General features: G+C 33.6%; 19 protein-coding genes and 2 pseudogenes. 20 read left to right on the forward strand and 1 reads right to left on the reverse strand.

The window, feature by feature from the left end; translation table 11 throughout:
• Window positions 1-9 precede the first annotated feature (9 nt).
• From NSQ69_RS09930 to NSQ69_RS10010, 18 genes and pseudogenes are all read left to right on the forward strand, one after another.
• The gene (locus NSQ69_RS09930) at window positions 10-222 is read left to right on the forward strand and encodes a DUF6366 family protein (RefSeq protein WP_003188727.1); all 213 of its coding nucleotides are present in this window, start codon (window positions 10-12) and stop codon (window positions 220-222) included.
• Window positions 223-443: 221 nt separating this feature from the next.
• Entirely contained in the window at window positions 444-2,747 is a 2,304-nt protein-coding gene (locus tag NSQ69_RS09935; protein WP_016126787.1) for a glycoside hydrolase, read from the forward strand.
• 359 nt (window positions 2,748-3,106) lie between these two features.
• Window positions 3,107-4,108 (forward strand): LCP family protein, encoded by a 1,002-nt coding sequence (locus NSQ69_RS09940; RefSeq protein ID WP_002126935.1) that lies wholly within the window; start codon window positions 3,107-3,109, stop codon window positions 4,106-4,108.
• Between the two features lie 62 nt (window positions 4,109-4,170).
• A pseudogene (locus tag NSQ69_RS27730) lies at window positions 4,171-4,437 on the forward strand (sensor histidine kinase); the annotation flags it as partial.
• Between the two features lie 134 nt (window positions 4,438-4,571).
• Window positions 4,572-5,393 (forward strand): peptidoglycan-N-acetylglucosamine deacetylase, encoded by an 822-nt coding sequence (locus tag NSQ69_RS09945; RefSeq protein ID WP_002126936.1) that lies wholly within the window; start codon window positions 4,572-4,574, stop codon window positions 5,391-5,393.
• Between the two features lie 14 nt (window positions 5,394-5,407).
• Window positions 5,408-6,064: a YkyA family protein gene (locus NSQ69_RS09950; protein ID WP_002086134.1), complete on the forward strand. Its 657-nt coding sequence runs from the start codon at window positions 5,408-5,410 to the stop codon at window positions 6,062-6,064.
• 207 nt (window positions 6,065-6,271) lie between these two features.
• Window positions 6,272-6,424 (forward strand): annotated as a pseudogene (locus NSQ69_RS09955) (MerR family transcriptional regulator); the annotation flags it as partial.
• A 32-nt stretch (window positions 6,425-6,456) separates the two neighbouring features.
• Window positions 6,457-7,614, forward strand: a complete 1,158-nt coding sequence (locus tag NSQ69_RS09960; RefSeq protein WP_002126938.1) for an RNA-guided endonuclease InsQ/TnpB family protein — start codon at window positions 6,457-6,459, stop codon at window positions 7,612-7,614.
• Between the two features lie 157 nt (window positions 7,615-7,771).
• Window positions 7,772-8,452 (forward strand): MgtC/SapB family protein, encoded by a 681-nt coding sequence (locus tag NSQ69_RS09965; RefSeq protein WP_002012374.1) that lies wholly within the window; start codon window positions 7,772-7,774, stop codon window positions 8,450-8,452.
• Between the two features lie 77 nt (window positions 8,453-8,529).
• Entirely contained in the window at window positions 8,530-9,066 is a 537-nt protein-coding gene (locus NSQ69_RS09970; protein ID WP_002012376.1) for a GNAT family N-acetyltransferase, read from the forward strand.
• A gap of 250 nt (window positions 9,067-9,316) precedes the next feature.
• Window positions 9,317-11,125: an IucA/IucC family protein gene (locus NSQ69_RS09975; RefSeq protein ID WP_078203185.1), complete on the forward strand. Its 1,809-nt coding sequence runs from the start codon at window positions 9,317-9,319 to the stop codon at window positions 11,123-11,125.
• A gap of 67 nt (window positions 11,126-11,192) precedes the next feature.
• Window positions 11,193-13,034, forward strand: coding sequence for an IucA/IucC family protein (locus NSQ69_RS09980; protein WP_002012378.1), 1,842 nt, complete (start codon window positions 11,193-11,195; stop codon window positions 13,032-13,034).
• Window positions 13,021-14,259 (forward strand): AMP-binding protein, encoded by a 1,239-nt coding sequence (locus NSQ69_RS09985; RefSeq protein ID WP_002126944.1) that lies wholly within the window; start codon window positions 13,021-13,023, stop codon window positions 14,257-14,259. Before NSQ69_RS09980 ends, NSQ69_RS09985 begins: the two co-directional genes overlap by 14 nt.
• Window positions 14,256-14,531, forward strand: coding sequence for a petrobactin biosynthesis protein AsbD (gene asbD / locus NSQ69_RS09990; protein ID WP_002064932.1), 276 nt, complete (start codon window positions 14,256-14,258; stop codon window positions 14,529-14,531). The genes NSQ69_RS09985 and asbD overlap by 4 nt, the downstream gene beginning before the upstream one ends.
• Window positions 14,532-14,555: 24 nt before the next feature.
• Window positions 14,556-15,560: a DUF6005 family protein gene (locus tag NSQ69_RS09995; protein ID WP_002126945.1), complete on the forward strand. Its 1,005-nt coding sequence runs from the start codon at window positions 14,556-14,558 to the stop codon at window positions 15,558-15,560.
• A 14-nt stretch (window positions 15,561-15,574) separates the two neighbouring features.
• A complete protein-coding gene (locus NSQ69_RS10000) occupies window positions 15,575-16,417 on the forward strand; it encodes a sugar phosphate isomerase/epimerase family protein (protein WP_002126948.1) in 843 nt (280 codons plus the stop codon).
• Window positions 16,418-16,539: 122 nt separating this feature from the next.
• On the forward strand, window positions 16,540-16,746 hold the full coding sequence (locus tag NSQ69_RS10005; protein ID WP_000113539.1) for an alpha/beta-type small acid-soluble spore protein: 207 nt from the start codon (window positions 16,540-16,542) through the stop codon (window positions 16,744-16,746).
• 238 nt (window positions 16,747-16,984) lie between these two features.
• A complete protein-coding gene (locus NSQ69_RS10010) occupies window positions 16,985-18,193 on the forward strand; it encodes an MFS transporter (RefSeq protein ID WP_321145790.1) in 1,209 nt (402 codons plus the stop codon).
• A 69-nt stretch (window positions 18,194-18,262) separates the two neighbouring features.
• On the opposite strand, the gene NSQ69_RS10015 is transcribed toward NSQ69_RS10010, so the two are convergent.
• A complete protein-coding gene (locus NSQ69_RS10015) occupies window positions 18,263-18,880 on the reverse strand; it encodes a LysE/ArgO family amino acid transporter (protein ID WP_002126952.1) in 618 nt (205 codons plus the stop codon).
• Window positions 18,881-19,002: 122 nt separating this feature from the next.
• On the opposite strand from NSQ69_RS10015, the gene NSQ69_RS10020 reads away from it, so the two are divergent.
• Window positions 19,003-20,445, forward strand: a complete 1,443-nt coding sequence (locus NSQ69_RS10020; RefSeq protein ID WP_002126954.1) for an aminotransferase-like domain-containing protein — start codon at window positions 19,003-19,005, stop codon at window positions 20,443-20,445.
• Between the two features lie 12 nt (window positions 20,446-20,457).
• The gene (locus tag NSQ69_RS10025; RefSeq protein WP_000816387.1) at window positions 20,458-20,625 is read left to right on the forward strand and encodes a DUF3933 family protein; all 168 of its coding nucleotides are present in this window, start codon (window positions 20,458-20,460) and stop codon (window positions 20,623-20,625) included.
• Window positions 20,626-20,679: the final 54 nt, after the last annotated feature.

Genomic DNA, 20,679 nt, shown 5'->3' on the forward strand with positions numbered 1-20,679 from the left:
GGTGATTATATGAGTTCAAAAGAGTCACCAGAAGAAAAAAGAGAACGCATGAGACAAAGTGAATTGAAAAATAATCCTACCGGTTCTTTGAATGATGGACTCAACAGGGTGGAATCAGGTAGCCCTGTTGATATGACAGGTGGTATGAATTGGAAAGGTACAGGGATATTAATTTTAGTGCTAGTTTTAGGATATATTATATATAGTTACTTTTTCAGTTAAGGGAAGCTTGATGGAATTTAGATTTGCTTGATCTAATTATTAGTGAGAATAAAAAAACAAGGATTAAAGTTCCACTGTATTACATATTTTCTTTAAACAGATTATAGTAATACGTAAATTTTTTTTGCTCATAATAGAGCTAGCATAATGCTAGCTCTATTATTTTTTTGCCATATTCCTGTAACAAACCACCTGTATATTCATTGGTGGAGGTGCAGAAGATGAAAAAAATGATAGCGATATGTCTTCTTACAACATTGTCACTTTCGACTTTAGTCGGGTGTGATGTAAAAGGTAATGATGCTTTACAAGAGTCTAAAATAAAGAAAGCGACGTATAAAGATTTTACTTACGATGTAAATCCTGAGACTTTTACGTTAACTGTAGAACATGATGGTGTAAAAGAACAGGCATCACAACCGTTACCAAAAATGAAGGTATCGAATTTGAAAAAAAACAAGGATCATACATCATGGGAATATCCGGATCAAAAAGTAAAAGTAAATTTAGAAAAGAAAAAAGACCACTTAAATATTGAAGTGGAATCGACTGGTGCAGAAAGTTTTACATGGCCAAAAGTGCAAGCTGAAAATTATACACTTCCGTTATGGGAAGGTAAGCAAATTCCGAGTAATGATGAGAATTGGAAGAAGTTTTTAAAGGATGATGCATATTCATTTGCTGAATCATTTTCTATGAAGTTTTTTGCATTAAATGGTTCTAAATATTCGATCGTATATATTGCGAACAATATGTTTAATAATGAATTGAAATTTCATTCAGATCCGAAAATAGGGTTTGATTTTACACATGAATTCCCGAGTATAAATAAAAATAAAACATATGGATTTCAATTATATGTGACAAATAATGATGCAGTAAGTATCGCTAAACTGTATAAGGATAATATTGCTCGAAAAGGTGAATTTAAAACATTACAAGAAAAGGCAAGAAAAAATAAAGAAATCGAAAAACTTTACGGGGCAGCTCATTTTTACTTTTGGAATCAAAATGGTTTATCAGAAAGTAACGTGAATTGGCCGAAGCTAAGAGAGCAAATAAATAGCCCGGTGTTTAGTCATATAAAAGGGCTTATTCAAAAGAATAGTTCGGAGCCTGGAGAACTGAGTGTGTTTGAGCAAGTAAGTAAACAAGATTTCATTGATAAGTACCAAAAAAATGTTATTTTACGCTATACAAACGAAGTATTATCTATGAAGGAATTGTATAAAGAGGATATTTTCCCGAAAGTTAATCAGGAAGCTAGTGTGTTATTAAAGAAAGGTGTAGATCACTTATCGAAGACAGAGCTGTATAGCTTAAATAAACATTTATTAAAGTCAGTACTCGGTGATGCAGTTGAAGAAGTAAGTAAATGGGGTAAGGCAGATGGAACGGATATAATAAAGGAAATGAAAAAAGTAGGGATAGACAAAGCGTGGATTGGTCTACCGAACTGGGAACAAGGATTTATGCAGCCTAATTTCGTTACAGAAGCTAAGGAAATGGGATATTTAGTTGGTCCGTATGATTCTTACCATTCTATTCACGAAAAAGGTGATAAAAATTGGAACACAGCTTCCTTTAATGACCCATCGTTATATGAAGAAGCCACTGTAACGAAGAAAAATGGTGAGAAAGTGCAAGGGTTTTTAGGGAGAGGCCGAAAATTAAATCCGACATTATCACTTCCTAGTGTAAAAGAACGAATGAACGATATATTACAAAATGGCCCTAAATATAATTCATGGTTTATTGATTGTGACGCGACGGGCGAAATTTATGATGATTATTCAACAAAACATTTAACGACACAAGAACAAGATTTACAAGCAAGGTTGCAACGAATGGATTATATTGCGCAAGAAAAGGGTATGGTAGTTGGCTCAGAAGGCGGAAATGACTTTGCAAGTAGCACGATTGCATTTGCTCACGGCATTGAAACGCCTGTTATTAAATGGGACGATGAAGATATGAGGAAAAATAAAACAAGTCCGTATTATGTGGGCGGATATTGGTCACCGAATCAAAATGTTCCAGAAAAATATGCAAAACAAGTACCGTTAAAAGAAGAATATAAACAAGTATATTTAAATCCAGTATATTCGGTACCGTTATATAAATTAGTATACAATGATTCTGTAATTACAACGCACCACTGGGAATGGGGAAGTTTGAAAGTAAAAGATGAGGTAGGAAACCGAATGTTATATGAGTTATTGTATAATGTGCCTCCGTTGTACCATTTAGATGAAGTAGAGTGGAATAAGCATAAACAAGAAATTACGCAGCATCTGAAAGTTTGGAATGAAGTTCATGAAAAGGCAGTAAAAGAAGAAATGACGAACTTTGCATATTTGTCAGAAGATAAATTAGTCCAATCTGCTTCATATGGAAAAGATATTAAAATTATTGTGAATTTCTCTAATGATGATGTGGAAATAGAAAAAACGAAAATAAAAGCAAAATCAGCTTTAATTTATAATAATGGGAAGCAAATGATATACACACCAAATGAGAAATAATAAAGTGAAATTTTAATCAGTGGGGGATTTATCCCTCACTGATTATTAGTCATCACCAATCAAAATTTCACGGCCCAAACTTGACTCTTTTATTCCTGATAAATTATGAGGTGAAAGTCTTACTACCTGCAAATAACAGAATGATAAATCTGTAAATTTGAACGTTTTGAAGTGTTAAATTTTTGAAGTTGATAAATAGTGACTTGCCAAAAATAAGCACGAGAGTATAATGTGAAATGGAATACATATTGGATTCATGATGTAACCTTACAAAAATGTAAGGTGATTGAAAGGAAATTCAATATGAAGATTACTAGACATACATTATACTAGGAAAAGAGAAAGAGAGGAGAATGAACATGAGCTCTGAATTAGAACAAGATACGAGAAGCAGTAAAAAACGTTCTAAAAGAAAATCAATAAAATGGTTCATTTTAATTCCATTTTTCCTACTTGTTTTTGGAGGAGTAGGATATGGATCGTTTATATATAACAAAGCAAAAGCTGTTGTAAGTGATGCATATGCACAAATTGATAAGTCATCAAAAAGGGACAAAGAAGTGGAACCTTTAAAGGATAATATTTCGATTTTAATCATGGGTGTCGATGGAAGCGAAATGAGAAAAAGCCAATATGGTGAAGCGGTTCGAACAGATGCACTTTTATTAGCGACAATTAATAAAGATGATAAATCCGTTAAATTAGTAAGCATTCCTCGTGATTCACGTGTTTATATTCCATCTAGAAAGAAATTAGATAAAATTACACACGCACACGTATTTGGTGGTGTTGAAAGTACAAGAGATACAGTGGAAAGATTTTTAAATGTACCAGTTGATTATTATGTGAAGTTTAACTTTGAGTCATTTGTACAAATTGTAGATTCAATTGGTGGTATTGATATTGATGTACCTGTTACTTTCACAGAACAAGATAGTAAAGACCAAGCAGGTATGATCCATTTAGAAAAAGGTTACCAACATTTAAATGGTGAACAAGCCCTTGCACTTGCTAGAACGCGTAAAATTGACAGTGACGCAATGCGTGGTCAAAGGCAACAACTTGTAATTGAAGCAATTGCGAAAAAAGCAATGTCTGTTCAATCAATTAGTAAAATGGGCTCTTTACTTGATGCAGTTGATAAAAATATGAAAACAAACTTAACGTTTGATGATATGCTTGCTATTACGAAAAATATGGCAGGATCAGATTTGCAAATGGAAAAGATGCAAATAGAAGGAACGGATAAGCGTATTGGTGGTATTTATTATTACATTCCAAACGAAAAAAATGTGAAAGATATTTCGACTAAGTTAAATGAGCATTTAGGTGTTACACCAAAACCAACTCGAAATGAATAAGTATAAAAAAAGGTTGGCCTCAGCCAATCTTTTTTTATGGAAATGGATTGCTTCATTTATTTTTAGTAGAAGGGCTACTAGTTTTTTCACGTTTACAGTCAAATCATTTTAATTTATATAAACAAAAGGTGCAATTGTACGATATACTAGAGGAAAGAATTTGGTAATTAACTCCTAAAATAGAGAAAATAAATTCATCTCATTGCAAGTTGAAAGCGAATTGAATTGATAGAAGATGAAGATCAAACAGGTTAAAACAAATCTTCTTGAAAGTTGTACATAGTGCAATCAAGAATTGGTATGAAAAGAATAAAGAGTTTGTTGAGGCAGGAACAACAATTTTGATAAAACTCCCATTATAATTCATATTTTAGATTGTTTATATAGTGTAATAAAATAAATAGATGTATAATTATATTGGGTGATTTATATATAAGATTAATAGGGAGAGGAATTCGATAGAATGGAAAAGGCTTTTAAAATTAAACGAGTTGCAGTTGTTTCAGTAGCGATTGCAATAGTAGCTATTGGGTATTTCATGTTTCAATCTATTACTTCACCAGCAAAAGCTGTTGCTAAGCAAGAAAATATAGTGCAGCTTGCAAGTGAACAATCGAAAGTTGAAATGAATAAAACGGCGCCAAGTCGTTTTAACGGAATGGAAAGAAAAGTTGCTTATCTTACATTTGATGATGGGCCAGGAAAATATACGGCTGAATTATTAAATATGTTAAAACAGCATGATGCGAAGGCGACATTCTTTTTAATCGGAGCGAATGTAAAAGCGTTTCCTGATTTAGTAAAACGTCAAAATGCAGAGGGTCATTATGTTGGAATGCATAGTATGACACACAATTTTGCGAAGTTATATAAAAATGGCGAATATGTTAATGAAATGAAAGAAGATCAAAGCTTAATCGCAAATATTATTGGAAAATCACCTCAATTAACACGTCCACCATACGGGTCGAAGCCTGGTTTAAATGAAGGCCTTCGAAACAAAGTAGTAGAGGGTGGTCTTAAAGTATGGGACTGGACAATTGATTCTTTAGACTGGAAATACAATAAAGTACCAGTCGATGCAGCGGCAGCACAAATCGCTCAAAATGTATTAGCTGGTGCAACAAATCCTCAAGAAGTCATTTTAATGCATGATATTCATCCGCAATCAGTCGCAGCTGTGCCAGCAATATTAAAGGGTCTAAAAGAAAAGGGTTATGAGTTTGAAGCATATCATGAAGAGAATCACTTCCCCGTGAACCTCTGGCATGATAACCGTATGTAATGGAGGAATTGAAGTTGAAATATGGAAAAGTAGCAGTAGTTGGAGCATTATCAGTAGGATTATTATCAGGTTGTTTCGGTGAAAAGCCAGAAGAAAATTTATTTACGGCTTTTGAAGCAGCATCTACACAGGAAAAATCTTTAGCAGATGACACAAAAAAATTAGAGAAGTTAGAAAAGCAAGGACAAGAACTTTATTCTCAAATTTTACAAGAAGGTAAAGAGCATAATGAAGCAGTTTCAAAGAAAATAGAGCAAGCTACTGCAAATGTAGACGAGCGTGAAAAAGTATTGAAAAACGAGAAGGAACAGTTAGAAAAAGCGCAGAAAGAAACGACATCCGTTCAAAATAATATTGAAAAACTCGAAGATAAGAAATTACAAAAACAAGCAAAAACAGTAGAAGAATCGTATAAAAATCGTTATGATGCCTTCCAAAAGATGAATGAGAATTACACGAAGGCGTTAGCGACTGAAAAAGAACTGTATGAAAAATTAAAAGTAAAAGAAACGAAGTTAAAAGAAATTGGTGAAAAAGTTAAAACTGTTAATGAGTTAAATGTGGAAGCGCAAAAGGCGAAAGAACAATTTAATAAACATACAAAAGAGTATAATGATAATAAGTTAGCATTTTATAAAGATGCACAAATTAAAATTAAAGAACAAAAATAAAGAAAGATCTTAATTATAATAAAAAGCCGGGGAAACATTGTCAAAAATGTTTTTTCGGTTTTTTACTTTAAATGAATAGAAAAGACTGGAATTGATATCATAAAAGAGTTATAGTGAAATATTCGAAGGGAAATATTAGGAAGTAAGGAGATCAATACAGTTGTATAAAACATACGCAAATGCAGATAAATATGTTACATTCTACCTATGAAACAATATAAATCAAAAGAATTCGCTGAAATAATCAATGTGTCTGTAAGAACTTTACAGAGAAGGATAACGAGGGTGTATTGACTGCTTACCGAAACCCTAAAGGAAGAAGATTTTATACAGATAAACAGTATAAAGACTATATGGGGATTCAAGAAGAAAATACCGGAGGATAAAGATTTATGAAAAGAGCATATCTAATAGAAATCCATCCGACAAAAGAACAAATACCTCGAATAAATCAGACTATTGGTGTGTGCAGATATGTTTACAACCTGTATATCTCTAAAAATAAAGAGTTGTATGAAGCCGAAGGAAAGTTTTTAAGTGGGTATGACTTTTCAAAATGGTTGAACAATGTCTATACAAAAGAATGTGACCAGTGGATAAAAGAAGTATCAAGTAAAGCTGTAAAACAAGCGATTATGAACGGGGATAAAGCTTTTAAGCGATTTTTTAAGGGTTTATCTAAATTTCCACGATATAAGAAAAAGAAGAAGCAAGATGTGAAGTGCTATTTTCCTAAAAACAACAAAACAGATTGGACAGTAGAAAGGCATAGAGTAAAAATCCCCACAATTGGTTGGGTAAGGTTAAAAGAATATGGGTATATTCCCAAAAATGCGATTGTAAAAAGTGGAACGATAGGTAAAAGAGCAGGACGATATTTTGTATCCGTGCTTTGCGAATTGGAAGAAACAGAAACGAAGCCAACTTTCAACCAAACAGGTTTAGGTATTGATTTAGGGGTGAAGGATTTCGCTATACGTAGCGACGGTATCGTTCATGAAAACATCAACAAAACAATAAGAGTAAAAAAGATAGAAAAACGGTTAAGACGTGAGCAACGTTTTTTATCGCGTAAATTTGAAAATATAAAAAAGAGAGGTGAAAAATCTGTTACTAACAAAAGAGCGAATATAGATAAAAATATTCTTAGAGTGCAAAAACTACATGCCAGGTTAACAAATATTCGATTAGCGTATGTAAAGTCTATTGTAAATGATGTGGTGAAAACCAAGCCAACATTTATTACAGTAGAAGATTTGAATGTGAAAGGTATGATGAAGAACAAACATCTATCTAAAGCAGTTGCGAAGCAATGCTTTTATACATTTCAAACATGGTTATTGGCGAAATGTGAGGAATATGGAATTGAACTACGTCAAGTAGACAGGTTCTATCCCTCGTCGAAGTTATGCTCATGTTGTGGTCAAAAGAAAGTAGACTTAAAACTATCCGAACGAGTATATGAATGTGACTGTGGAAATGTAATAGGTAGAGATTTGAACGCGTCAATCAACCTTTTACAAGCAAAAAAATATACAATACTAACGTAAATAGATTGTATATATGTACGGTGGGCTACATCGGAATTTATGCCTGTGGAGTGTTACAGCAAACTGTAGTAGCGAGTTAGTGGCGAGACAGGACACGCAGAAGCAGGAATACTCTAAGAATGTACATTTGTCTATATTCTTAGTAGCAGAAGGAATTATGTCATATGAATTTTTATTCAAATTAGGTTTAGCACTCTTTTTAGGATTATTCATCGGAATAGATAGGCAGCTAAAGAATAAACCGCTTGGTGTGAAAACAAGTATGGTTATTTCCGTAGCGAGTTGTTTAATTACAATGGTTTCAATTGAATCAGTGAATGTTTATTCTGTACCGGGTCATACAAACATGGATCCAATGCGTCTCGCCGCTCAAATTGTTAGTGGGATTGGTTTTCTTGGAGCAGGGGTAATTTTACGAAGAAATAATGACGTTATTTCAGGATTAACGACAGCTTCTATGGTATGGGCCGCTTCAGCACTAGGTATTGCGATTGGTGCAGGGTTTTATATACAAGCGACGGTTGCTATGATTTTAATTATATTAGCGATTAACGTACTTCCGCAAATTGTGAAAATTGCAGGCCCTTATTCATTAAGACAAAAGGACTTATCCATAAAAATTACCGTAAACAAACATCGAGAGTTAGACGGGATTTTTAAGCAAATTAAAAATTTAAATATGCAAGTAAAACGAGTGAAAATTAAAGATATTGATAATGGGGCATCTCAGCAATTGGAAATGGTCATTTTAGCTCCAGAAGATTTATATACAACTGAATTATATAGTTCTTTAAAAGAAATCGATCATGTTGTTTCAGTAGAAGTTGAAAGTAGATAAAAAGAGTGATGAAAATTCACTCTTTTTTTAATGCATACAAAACATTTTGCTATAATTATTTTCTAAGGGGGATGAGTATGGTGGAGATACATATTAGAAGGGCAATAAAAGATGATATTTCGGCAATTGCAAAAGTGCATGTGGATAGTTGGAAAACAACGTATAAGGGGATATTCTCTAATGAAATTTTAGACAATATAACGTATGACCAACGAGAAAAGCTATGGGAAAGTATATTTCAAAAAGAAGACGGGCATCAATTTAGGTTTGTAGCAGAAACGTTAAATGGTAAAATAATTGGATTTATCGATGGGGGAGTTGAAAGAACAGGTACATATAATTGTGATGGGGAATTATATGCAATATACATTTTACAAGAGTATCAAGGAATGAAGATAGGACAAAGATTATTTCAAGCTTTACTATTTGATTGTAAAAAAGATAATATGGAATCTCTTTTAGTTTGGGTAGTTTCTAATAATCCTTCTAAAAAGTTTTATGAAAAATATAATCCGGAAAAAATTGACACGAAACTTTTAGAAAGACTAAATGTAGAAGAAATAGCATATGCTTGGCGAGATATGGATTGTTTATACAAATCACTATTAATTTAGAATGCGATAATATTATTATGTAAACTTAATCTACAAGAATGAAAAAATACATCAATAATTATATTGGTGTATTTTTTTGTTGACGGATTAAATGTTTTGAAAAGGTAAAAAGTTTAGTTAGATAAAAAAATTCTGAAATATATCTTGAAATGATTATCATTATCAATTAAAATCATAGTTGATAATAAAATTCAACTGTCAGAAGTTTCACGAAAAAATGATAGTGTTCGTCTAAAAGAGGAGGAGCAGTATGCAGCATGCGAAACAAATCGCGGAACATGCAACAATACAAAGCTTTTTAAATTGTTATTTAAGAGAAACAGGAAGTGGAGAATGGATTACGGAGGATAAAAGGATAGAAAATATTTTCTGCCATTCATTTCAAAGAGACGCTATCCCCACTTATTTATGCTGTCGGTTATCGGCACAAAACGTTACTTTGTATGGGGAAGTTATATATAAATCGTCAACGGACCGTCATCTATTTGGAGAACAATTTTATTACCAAATTGGCGAAAATAAAAATGTTATTAAAGCAGATTATATTACGGTTATTATGTTTTTAATAAAGGAAATGTCTATTAACTATGGAGAAGGTACGAATCCTGATGAACTTATGCTTCGAGTTATCTGTAGTTGTCAAAATATTGAGAAGTTTATACAAGGAAGGGAGCAGGATACAGCTGAATTATATGGTTTCCATACGACTTTTATAGAGGCGGAGCAATCTTTATTATTTGGACATTTAACTCATCCTACACCAAAGAGTAGACAAGGTATATTGGATTGGAAAAGTTCAATGTATTCTCCTGAATTAAAAGGGGAGTGCCAACTTCACTATTTTAGGGCACATAAAAGTATAGTAAGTGAAAAGTCATTGTTACAAGATTCTACAACGGCGATGATAAAAAAGGAATTAAAGAACGATGAAAAGGTAGGTCAAGAATTTATTGAAGAGTACTGTCAAGAAGATGAATATTCATTAATTCCAATCCATCCGCTACAAGCAGAATGGCTATTACATCAATCTTATGTGCAAAATTGGATGAATCAAGGTGTACTTGAATATATCGGTCCAGTAGGTAAGTGTTATATGGCGACATCATCACTTAGAACGCTATATCATCCTCATTCGAAGTATATGTTCAAGTTTTCATTCCCTGTAAAGGTCACGAATTCAATGCGTATTAATAAATTGAAGGAACTTGAGAGTGGACTTGAAGGTAAGGAAATATTGAATACTAAAATTGGAGAGGTGCTAGAAAAGTTTCCAGGATTTGATTTTATATGTGATCCGGCCTTTATTACTTTAAAATACGGGGCACAAGAGTCTGGATTTGAAGTGATTATTCGAGAAAACACATTTTATAGTGAAAATGAAAATGATGCAACGCTTATCGCTGGATTAGTACAAGATGCAATTCCGGGTGAAAGAACTCGTTTAGCAAATATTATCCATCGCTTAGCGGATTTAGAAGGTAGAAGCTGTGAAGAAGTAAGTTTAGAGTGGTTTAGACGATATGTGAATATCTCTTTAAAGCCGATGGTATGGATGTATTTACGTTATGGCGTTGCATTAGAAGCGCATCAACAAAATAGTGTTGTTCAATTGAAAGATGGTTATCCAGTTAAGTTTTACTTCCGTGATAATCAAGGTTTTTATTTCTGCAATTCAATGAAGTCAGTGCTAGATAATGAACTAGCGGGTATTGGCGAACGTACTGGGAATTTATATGACGATTACATTGTAGATGAAAGATTTCGTTACTATTTAATTTTTAATCATATGTTTGGACTAATTAACGGTTTTGGTACAGCAGGATTAATAAAGGAGGAAATTCTTCTTTCGGAATTAAGGTCTGTACTTGAAGCGTTCCTTCCATATAACCGCGAACCTTCTACATTTTTAAGTGAATTGTTGGAAGAAAATAAATTGGCATGTAAAGCAAATTTGCTAACGAGATTTTTCGATGTTGATGAACTGACAAATCCTTTAGAGCAAGCAATTTATGTACAAGTAGATAATCCACTCGTTAGAGAAGTGGCTGTTCGTTCATAAGTAGTGCTAAAATTTCACGTAATACAAATAATGGAATTTGATATTCCGTATTATAGCGGAGGGATTTATGAAAGAAGAAGTTTATCACATGAAAATATTGAAGGCACTCCAATCAAAAGAGTACATTTCAGTAAGAAGAAGAGTATTCCGGCAATTAGTAGAATCGTTAATTTATGAAGAAATCATTACGCCGATTCGTATACAAAAGGGAGAGCAAATACTTTTTATTATACAAGGTCTTGATGAAAAGGATCAAAATGTAATGTACCAATGCTATGGGCAAGAACGTATGACATTTGGGCGTATTTGTTTACATGACTCATTAATAATGAGAGTTCAAGATGAGGAAGAAGAAATACAATCAGTTTCACAATTTTTACAGGAGATTTTTCGGATTGTTCAAGTGGATCGAACGAAATTGGATTCTTTTATTCAAGAATTAGAACAAACAATCTTCAAAGATACGATTGCACAATATGAGAGAAGTTGTGAAGAAGACTATCTTGCGAAATCTTATGATGAGCTTGAAAGTCATTTAATAGATGGACACCCGTATCATCCTAGTTATAAAGCACGCATCGGGTTTCAATATCGTGATAATTTTCAATATGGATTTGAATTTATGCAATCAATGAAAATTATATGGATTGCAGTTCATGAGAAATATACGACTGTAGGATATGAAAGTGAAGAGAGTTATAACTGTACCTTTAAAGAAGAAATTGGTGAAAAGAAAATCGAAGAGTATATGGATCGTATTCGAACAATGGACTGTGATTCGAAGAAGTACATGTTTATACCTGTTCATCCTTGGCAGTGGGAGAACTTTATTATTCCGAATTATACTGACCATATACAGGATAAATATATTATTTATTTAGGGAAATCAGAAGATGATTATTGCGCGCAGCAGTCGATGCGGACATTAAGAAATGTTACGAATCGAGAGAAACCATATGTAAAGTTATCAATGAATTTACTCAATACTTCAACTATCCGTACATTAAAACCACATTCGGTTGTGAGTGCACCTGCTATATCGAATTGGTTAAAAGATATAGTAAATCATGACCCTTATTTAAGGGATGAATCGCGTTTAATTTTGTTAAATGAATTTTCGAGTGTTACGTACGATGCGAATAAAAAAGCTACGTATGGCTCATTAGGATGTATTTGGCGCGAAAGCGTTCACAAATATTTAGATAAGAAAGAAGAGGCAATCCCATTTAACGGTTTATATGCCAAGGGAAAAAATGGGACACCAACTATTGATTTGTGGTTAAAGAGATATGGAGTAGAAAGCTGGTTACAATTGCTTATTCAAAAAGCAATTATCCCAGTTGTACACCTCGTTGTAGAGCATGGAGTCGCATTAGAATCACATGGGCAAAACATGATTTTAGTTCATGAAGAGGGAATACCAGTCCGTATTGCACTAAAAGATTTTCATGAAGGACTGGAGTTTTATCGTCCATTTTTGAAAGAACTTGAAAAATGTCCTGACTTTACTAAAATGCATAAAACATATGCGAATGGTCAAATGAATGATTTCTTTGAAATGGACCGTATTGAATGTTTACAAGAAATGGTTTTAGATGCGCTTTTCCTATTCAATCTAGGTGAACTAGCTTTCGTGCTGGCAGATGAGTATCAGTTGAAAGAGGAACAATTTTGGATCATTCTTGTTGAAGAAATAGAAGATCATTTTGAAAGATTTTCGCATTTGAAAGAACGTTTTGAAGCATTACAATTATATGCACCTACATTTCATGCAGAGCAATTAACGAAGCGTCGTTTATATATGGATGTGGAATCGCTTGTTCATGAAGTTCCAAATCCATTGTATAGAGCAAAGCAACTTACAATACAAAAATCAGTTGTTACAGGGGGAAATCATGCTAATCGTTAATAAACAAGAATTTAGCAAATATGATTTTGAATTGAGATTACAAGGTTACGAGAGAGTGGAACAATTTCAAGAAGCAGAAGGAAATAGATTTGCACTTTGTCTGAAAGATCCATTCGATATTATTACGCTTGTGTTTTTCCTAAAAGAAAAAAGAGCATCTGTACTACTTATTCATGAAGATACGCCAAAGGATACAGCAATTGAAATGGCAAAGCGCGCAAAGTGTACTGCACTTTTATACGGAGAAAGTAACGACTTTACAAAATTAGAAGTTCCAAATCTATTACAAGAAGAATCGTCTTTATTGCAGTATAGTTCAGGTACAACAGGAGAGCCAAAACTGATTCGTAGAGCATGGACGGAAATTGAAACAGAAATTGCTGCTTACAATGAAGCTTTAAAATGTGAAGAAGACGAAGTGCCAATTGTAATGGCTCCAGTTTCACATTCATACGGATTAATTTGTGGCACGTTATCAGCAATTACGAGAGGTAGTAAGCCTATAATCATTACAAATAAAAACCCTAAATTCGCGTTAAATATAGTTCGTAATACCGAAAAACATATCATATACGCAGTACCACTTATGTTACATATTATGGGGAGTTTTCCACAAGGGACTTTTCAGTTTCATAAAATTATGACATCAGGATCACCTTTGCCAGAAACGCTATTTTATAAGTTAAAGGGCATGACGAAATACATGATGCAGCAGTACGGCTGTTCTGAAGCTGGTTGCATTAGTATATGTCATGCTATGGAAACACATTTGGATTTAGGAAAACCACTTCCTCATGTAAGTATTAACATAGGTTCAAATGAAGATGAACCTGAAGAAATCGTAGTGAAAATTGCTGAAAAGGAGATTTATACAAAAGATTTAGGTTATAGATCTGAGCAAGGCATTCATTTCATGGGGCGAATAGATGATGTTATTAATGTGTCCGGTCTAAAGGTATTTCCTATAGAAGTGGAAGAAACGATGCTTCGATTAGAAGGTATTCAGGAGGCGATTGTATACCGGGGCAAGCATCCTGTGATGGGAGAAATAGTAAAAGCGAAAGTAGTCTCTCGTATTGAACCAGTACAAATACGAGAATGGTGCATACAGCATTTACCGTCTTATAAAGTGCCACATGAAATTGAAAATGTAGCAGAGATTCCGAAAAATAAAACAGGGAAAGTAAGTCGGAAGTTATTAGAGATGGGAGAGATAACAACATGAGTCGTGAAATGTTAAAAGAAGCAGTTTTAAGTATTATGAGAGAAAAAATGGAACTGAAAAATGTAACGCATTTAGAAGAAACGATGCGTTTAAATCAAGATTTATATATAGATTCGGTAATGATGTTACAGCTTATAGTATACATAGAAATGGATTTAAAGCTATGCGTTCCAGAGGATGAGATAGACCCAAAGGCGTTTCTTACTGTAGGATCTTTGCTTGACTTTATGGAAGAGTTACAGCCGTTACACGAAATAAATGTGAATAACTAACCTTTTAGGAAAGTGGATGAGAGTATGACTTCAATTAAAGTTCACTGTTTAGTGAGTTGTTTTTGTGAAATTATAAAAAGGCGTAGCGATATAGATTTCCGTCCATTTTATTTCGGATTATGGGATGGAGATTTTGATATAACAGAAGGCGGGATTATTTCTTATCATTCCGAAAACATTAATCATGATAACTACTTACTTTGGTATGAAAAATTGTATGGCATTAAAGTGAACGAATGGTACGATCATTCAAAAGATAAAAGTAGCAATGTAGAAACATTTTTAGAATTAGTAGAAAATAAGCCAGAAAATCGTTACGTAATTGTAATGGTTGATATGTCTTTATTGCCTGAGAGAGAAAATAAGTTTCATCAAAAACCGTTTCCGCATTACTTAATGATATCGAAGACAGAGAAAGAAGATGAATGGTTCATGCTTGATCCTGATTTTCGCTGGGAAGGGAATATGGAAAGAGAAAAAGTGCTCCATTCTGTTAAAGACAACCCATTTGGTGGAGGCTATTTCATTGATATAGAAGGAATTCAGGAGCCAACACAAGAGATGGTAGAAAGTTATTTCATGGAAACATTCAAAAAAGATGATAATGAACTAACAATGGAATTAAAAAAATTAATAATAAAAATGGTAAATGAAGAGGATGGGTATTCACTTTCCGGGCTCGTAACGGCAGTAAAGCAAATACCCGTATTGGCAATACGTAAATATAGCTATGAACATGCCTTTGCATACTTCCGTGAAACTTTACAATATTCGGAGCAAGAATTTGATTATTGGTGTGATCGAGTGGAAGACATTGTACAAGGATTTACAAATGTACAGTACCGTGCTATTAAAATGGCAATGACAAATAATAAAGATATGTTATTACCAATTGTTGAGAAACTTGATGAAATGAATACAATTGAACTGCAAATTAAGGATGAACTAGAGAAACAGTTTCTGTTATGGAAAGAAATGATAACAAATCAGTCTTTCTTAACTAATACAAGTTCATTGAATTTAAGATAAGGGAGTTCAAACCAATGAAATATTCGCTATGTACAATTTCATTTCGCCATCAACTAATTTCATTTACTGATATTGTTCAATTTGCATACGAAAACGGTTTTGAAGGAATTGAGTTGTGGGGGACCCATGCACAAAATTTATATATGCAAGAGCGTGAAACGACAGAACGAGAAATAGATTATTTAAAGGATAAAAATTTAGAAGTTACGATGATAAGTGATTACTTGGACATATCATTATTAGCGGATTTTCAAAAAACGATGGAAAAATGTGAACAGCTGGTAACACTAGCTAATTGGTTTAATACAAATAAAATTCGTACGTTTGCCGGGCAAAAAGGTAGTGAGGATTTCTCGGAACAAGAGAGAAAAGAGTATGTGGAGCGAATTCGCATGATTTGTGATCTATTTGCTCCGCATAATATGTATATACTATTAGAAACACATCCAAATACGTTAACGGATACTTTGCCGTCTACTTTGAAATTGTTAGAAGAAGTAAATCATCCATATTTAAAAATAAACCTTGATTTTCTTCATATATGGGAGTCTGGTGCAGACCCTGTAGATAGTTTTCATCGATTAAAGCCGTGGATACAACATTACCATTTTAAGAATATATCATCAGCGGAGTATTTACACGTGTTTGAACCAAATAATGTATATGCCGCTGCTGGAAGTCGTATAGGAATGGTTCCATTATTTGAAGGTATTGTAAACTATGATGAAATCATCCGGGAAGTGAGAGATACTGATCATTTTGCTTCGCTTGAATGGTTTGGGCATAATGCGAAAGATATATTGAAAGAAGAAATGAAAGCATTAACGAATAGAAAATTAGAAGTAGTAAGTTCATAAGGTGAAATGATGAAAGAGTCTCGTTTAGGAGACTCTTTTTTTATTTTATCAATAACCAAAAATTACCATGTATTTAATTTCGGATTTGATACAGTTTAATATATATAAGGAGGTGATCGGTAATGGCTAGAAATCGTAACGCTAATCAATTAGCATCACATGGAGCACAAGCAGCTCTAGATCAAATGAAATATGAAATTGCACAAGAGTTTGGTGTACAGCTTGGAGCTGATACTTCTTCACGTGCAAACGGTTCTGTAGGCGGTGAAATTACAAAACGCCTTGTAGCAATGGCAGAACAACAGCTTGGTGGCGGATATACTCGCTAAATGTAGAAGGTTATAGGAGAAAGGAAGGATTCTTCCTTTCTTTTTTATTTTCAATTAATTGGTATGGATATATTGTGAACAGGATTCAAAGAATAGGAGTAATGCTATATTTTATCCAATTTCTTTTGTTGTAAATGGAAAGTAGTAAAGATGAAATAGCCCTGGTGGAATGTAAACATAATTTCCAGCAGGGCTATTATATGGTAAGAAATATATGATGAAAGGTTCCGAAATCAACATGTTAAAAAAAGAAAACTGTTGTTTAATTGCACTTGCATCAGTTCCACTTGTTATGACGCTAGGTAATTCAATGCTTATTCCAATCCTGCCAACCATTGAAAAGAAATTACATATTTCATCTTTCCAAGTATCCATGATAATTACAATTTATTCTATCATTGCAATTATACTTATACCGATTGCTGGTTATTTATCAGATAGATGGGGACGAAAGATGGTAATGGTTCCAAGTTTATTAATTGCAGCTATTGGAGGAGCGATAACGGGATGGGTATCATGGAAAGTTGATAACCCTTATGTTTGGATTCTTATCGGAAGAGCAATTCAAGGGATAGGTGCTGCTGGTGCTATGCCAGTTGTCATACCATGTGTCGGTGATTTATACAAAGATGAAAAACAGGTTAGTGCAGGTTTAGGAATCATTGAGACGTCAAATACATTTGGAAAAGTATTGAGTCCCATATTAGGATCAGCTCTTGCAGCTATTGTATGGTTCTTACCATTTTGGGCGATTCCAGTTTTATGTGTAATATCGATTGTTTTACTACTGGTACTAGTAAAGGCGAAGAAACAAGAAGAAGAAGTCCCACCACTTAAAGAATTTATTCAATCTATTATCTCTACGTTTCGAGAAAAGGGAAGATGGTTAATTGCCATTTTTATACTAGGTGCAATTATTATGCTTATTTTATTCGGAATACTTTTTTATCTGTCAACTATACTGGAGTCGAAGTACGATATTCATGGTATATGGAAAGGGTGTGTACTCGCTATTCCTTTACTTGTACTATCACTTAGCTCATATATGGCTGGTAAAAAAATTGGAGATAAACAAGATATTATGAAAAAGTGTATCTATATTGGATTTTTACTGGCTGCTGCATCTGTCTTCTTACCTTTATTTCTAAAAGGAATCTATTTGCTACTTCTTTGTCTCGTTATTATGGGGGGAGGAATTGGTATGGCGTTACCATGTCTAGATGCTCTTATTACACAAGGGATTGAAAAAGAGCAGAGGGGGACAGTTACGTCATTTTATAGTTCAATGCGATTTATCGGTGTAGCAGCTGGACCACCCCTGTATTCTTTTTTTATGAAAGGGGCAGACCATGAAGTGTTTTATTTAACAAGCATCTTCGCTGCTATTGGTGCTGTCATAGCAATTATTTGGATTAAACCAGCAAAAGATGAAATGATGTTAAAATAGAAACCGGAACCAACTTCATAATGAGAAAGAGAATTGCATGCCAATTACATAACATGCAATTCTCTTTAATTAGTTAGGAAAAACAACTTGTTTTAACATATAAAGTGCGACTCCCCATATGAGTAGCCCTGAAATTTTATTTAATACTATAATCGTTTTTCCTGTTGAGTCAAATCCTTTTAGAAATTTTCCAGCAAAAGCTAAACTAATAAACCAGATCCAAGAAACTATAATTGTTGCAAAAGTGAAAGCCCATTTCTCACTTCCTATGTACTGTATAGAGTTTGTTCCGATTACACCAATTGTGTCTAAAATTGCGTGTGGATTTAGTAATGAAACTGATGCGGCGAAAATAATTTGATTTTTTAAAGGCATGCTTTTTTCTTGTTTTACATCATTTGAAGAATCGCTTCTCCAAATAACCCAGCCCATATACATAAGAAAGAAAAATCCAATCATATACAAGGTGGTTGTTAACCAAGAGAAAGTTAAGAGGACAAGGGAGACACCTTGTACAGCAATTAATATTAATAATGTATCACATATAGATGCAGTCAAGACTACAGGAGCAGCTCGCCAAATATTTGGTTGACTAGCGCCTTGGTTAAAGACGAAAACATTTTGGACACCTAATGGAATGATAAGACCAAATGCAAGGATGATACCGTGAATAATTGCTTCACTCATCAGATTACCTCCTACTTAATTTGATTAATTATGATAGTCTATATTGTATAGAAGAAATGAAAATTTGTATCCATCCATATGGTTGGATAGGTTACCAACCATAAAATATGTGAGGTGATATAATGGAAAGGCTCGTTTGGAAACCTAATATGTCTTCATCTATTCCTTTGTATAAACAAATAGAATCTTATATAAAAGAGAGAATTGTTAATGGGGAATGGACAATTGGAACTAAATTACCTTCACAAAGAGCTTTGGCGCATGCGTTTGAAGTGAACCGAAGTACAATTGTAATGGCTTTCGATGAGTTAATAGCAAAAGGGTATATTGAGGGGAATGGACGGAAGGGAACAATTGTTATAAAAAATAGTGAGAATACTTCAACATATGCCCCGCCTCCAAACTGGCAGTCTTACGTAGAAACAGGACTTCATTATCCGAATCTTCCTGCTGTACAAGAGATTAATCAAGCTGAATTTACTCCCAATGTAATTCGATTAGGAACAGGTGAACTTTCACCGAGTCTCTTGCCTGAGAAAAAGATGAAGGGTATTATTAATAAAATTTTACAATCAAATGTTCCACTTGGGTATGAGGAACCGAAAGGGAATCTCCATTTAAGAGAAAAAATTGCGGAATATTTAAAAGGGCATGGGGTATATGTATCTCCTGACTCTATTTTAATTGTTTCAGGGGCAATTCAAGCATTGCAGCTTATTTCTATGGGGCTTCTTCCGAAAGGAGCGTCAATTTTATTAGAAAAACCATCATATTTATATTCGCTTAATGTATTTCAATCAGCAGGAATGCGCTTGATTGGAATACCAATGAATGAGAATGGTATAAATACTTCATACATTACAAGATATAAGAAACAATTTAACGCATCTATTTTATATACAATCCCATCTTTTCATAATCCGACCAATTTTAGTATGAACGCTAAGAAGAGGGAAGAAGTGATGGAGATATGTAATGAAATTGGATTACCTATTATTGAGGACGCGGTATATCAAGATTTATGGTTCGATGCACCAGTTTCAAAACCTTTAAAGGCATATGATAAAAATGGGATCGTGCTACATATTGGAAGTATGTCCAAAGTCATTAGTCCTGGTTTAAGAATTGGGTGGGTTGTTGGATCAGAATCCGTTATTCAAAGATTAGCAGATATAAAAATGCAAACTGATTATGGTTCAAGTTCTATATCCCAGCAGATTGCAGCGGAGTGGTTCGAAAATGGATTGTATGATGAACATTTACAGTTTGTAAGAAGTGAATTGAAAAAACGTAGAGATTTTATGATAAGTATGTTAGAAAAGTATTGTAGTGGCATTGCAACTTGGCATGAGCCAGTAGGAAGCTTTTACATTTGGCTACATATAAATCTACCAATCTCGAATCGTAGTTTATTTGACAAAGCTTTACAAGAAAAGATTTTATTAAACCCAGGCACTTTGTATGATAGAAGTGCTAACCAATTTTTACGTCTTTCTTATTCCTATGCAACTGTAGAAGAAATTGAAGTTGGAATAAAAAAGATCGCGCAATTAATTAAAGGGTAAAAGGAGAAAAACATGAAACAATATGTGATTTGCCAAATGATTGATGGAGATAAGTATTTAGCTGCTTATGCGGAAACAAAACAGGATGCAATTGAAAAAGCAGAACTGTTAGGATTAAGAACCGGAAACCGTTACATAGTAATTACCGCGGAAGAAGCTGAAGGGTTAACTTATCCTTAAGTAATGTGTGTGGTACGTAGGAGATAAATAAGCCTAGTAATATATGAAATTACT

This window comes from Bacillus sp. FSL R10-2201, from assembly GCF_038008665.1.
GTDB lineage: Bacteria > Bacillota > Bacilli > Bacillales > Bacillaceae_G > Bacillus_A > Bacillus_A mycoides.

Bases quoted from the DNA above. Each gene is read 5' to 3' on its own strand.
- NSQ69_RS09930 (WP_003188727.1), top strand. From the start codon at position 10: ATGAGTTCAAAAGAGTCACCAGAAGAAAAAAGAGAACGCATGAGACAA.
- NSQ69_RS09935 (WP_016126787.1), top strand. From the start codon at position 444: ATGAAAAAAATGATAGCGATATGTCTTCTTACAACATTGTCACTTTCG.
- NSQ69_RS09940 (WP_002126935.1), top strand. From the start codon at position 3,107: ATGAGCTCTGAATTAGAACAAGATACGAGAAGCAGTAAAAAACGTTCT.
- NSQ69_RS09945 (WP_002126936.1), top strand. From the start codon at position 4,572: ATGGAAAAGGCTTTTAAAATTAAACGAGTTGCAGTTGTTTCAGTAGCG.
- NSQ69_RS09960 (WP_002126938.1), top strand. From the start codon at position 6,457: ATGAAAAGAGCATATCTAATAGAAATCCATCCGACAAAAGAACAAATA.
- NSQ69_RS09965 (WP_002012374.1), top strand. From the start codon at position 7,772: ATGTCATATGAATTTTTATTCAAATTAGGTTTAGCACTCTTTTTAGGA.
- NSQ69_RS09970 (WP_002012376.1), top strand. From the start codon at position 8,530: ATGGTGGAGATACATATTAGAAGGGCAATAAAAGATGATATTTCGGCA.
- NSQ69_RS09975 (WP_078203185.1), top strand. From the start codon at position 9,317: ATGCAGCATGCGAAACAAATCGCGGAACATGCAACAATACAAAGCTTT.
- NSQ69_RS09980 (WP_002012378.1), top strand. From the start codon at position 11,193: ATGAAAGAAGAAGTTTATCACATGAAAATATTGAAGGCACTCCAATCA.
- NSQ69_RS09985 (WP_002126944.1), top strand. From the start codon at position 13,021: ATGCTAATCGTTAATAAACAAGAATTTAGCAAATATGATTTTGAATTG.
- asbD (WP_002064932.1), top strand. From the start codon at position 14,256: ATGAGTCGTGAAATGTTAAAAGAAGCAGTTTTAAGTATTATGAGAGAA.
- NSQ69_RS09995 (WP_002126945.1), top strand. From the start codon at position 14,556: ATGACTTCAATTAAAGTTCACTGTTTAGTGAGTTGTTTTTGTGAAATT.
- NSQ69_RS10000 (WP_002126948.1), top strand. From the start codon at position 15,575: ATGAAATATTCGCTATGTACAATTTCATTTCGCCATCAACTAATTTCA.
- NSQ69_RS10005 (WP_000113539.1), top strand. From the start codon at position 16,540: ATGGCTAGAAATCGTAACGCTAATCAATTAGCATCACATGGAGCACAA.
- NSQ69_RS10010 (WP_321145790.1), top strand. From the start codon at position 16,985: ATGTTAAAAAAAGAAAACTGTTGTTTAATTGCACTTGCATCAGTTCCA.
- NSQ69_RS10015 (WP_002126952.1), bottom strand. From the start codon at position 18,880: ATGAGTGAAGCAATTATTCACGGTATCATCCTTGCATTTGGTCTTATC.
- NSQ69_RS10020 (WP_002126954.1), top strand. From the start codon at position 19,003: ATGGAAAGGCTCGTTTGGAAACCTAATATGTCTTCATCTATTCCTTTG.
- NSQ69_RS10025 (WP_000816387.1), top strand. From the start codon at position 20,458: ATGAAACAATATGTGATTTGCCAAATGATTGATGGAGATAAGTATTTA.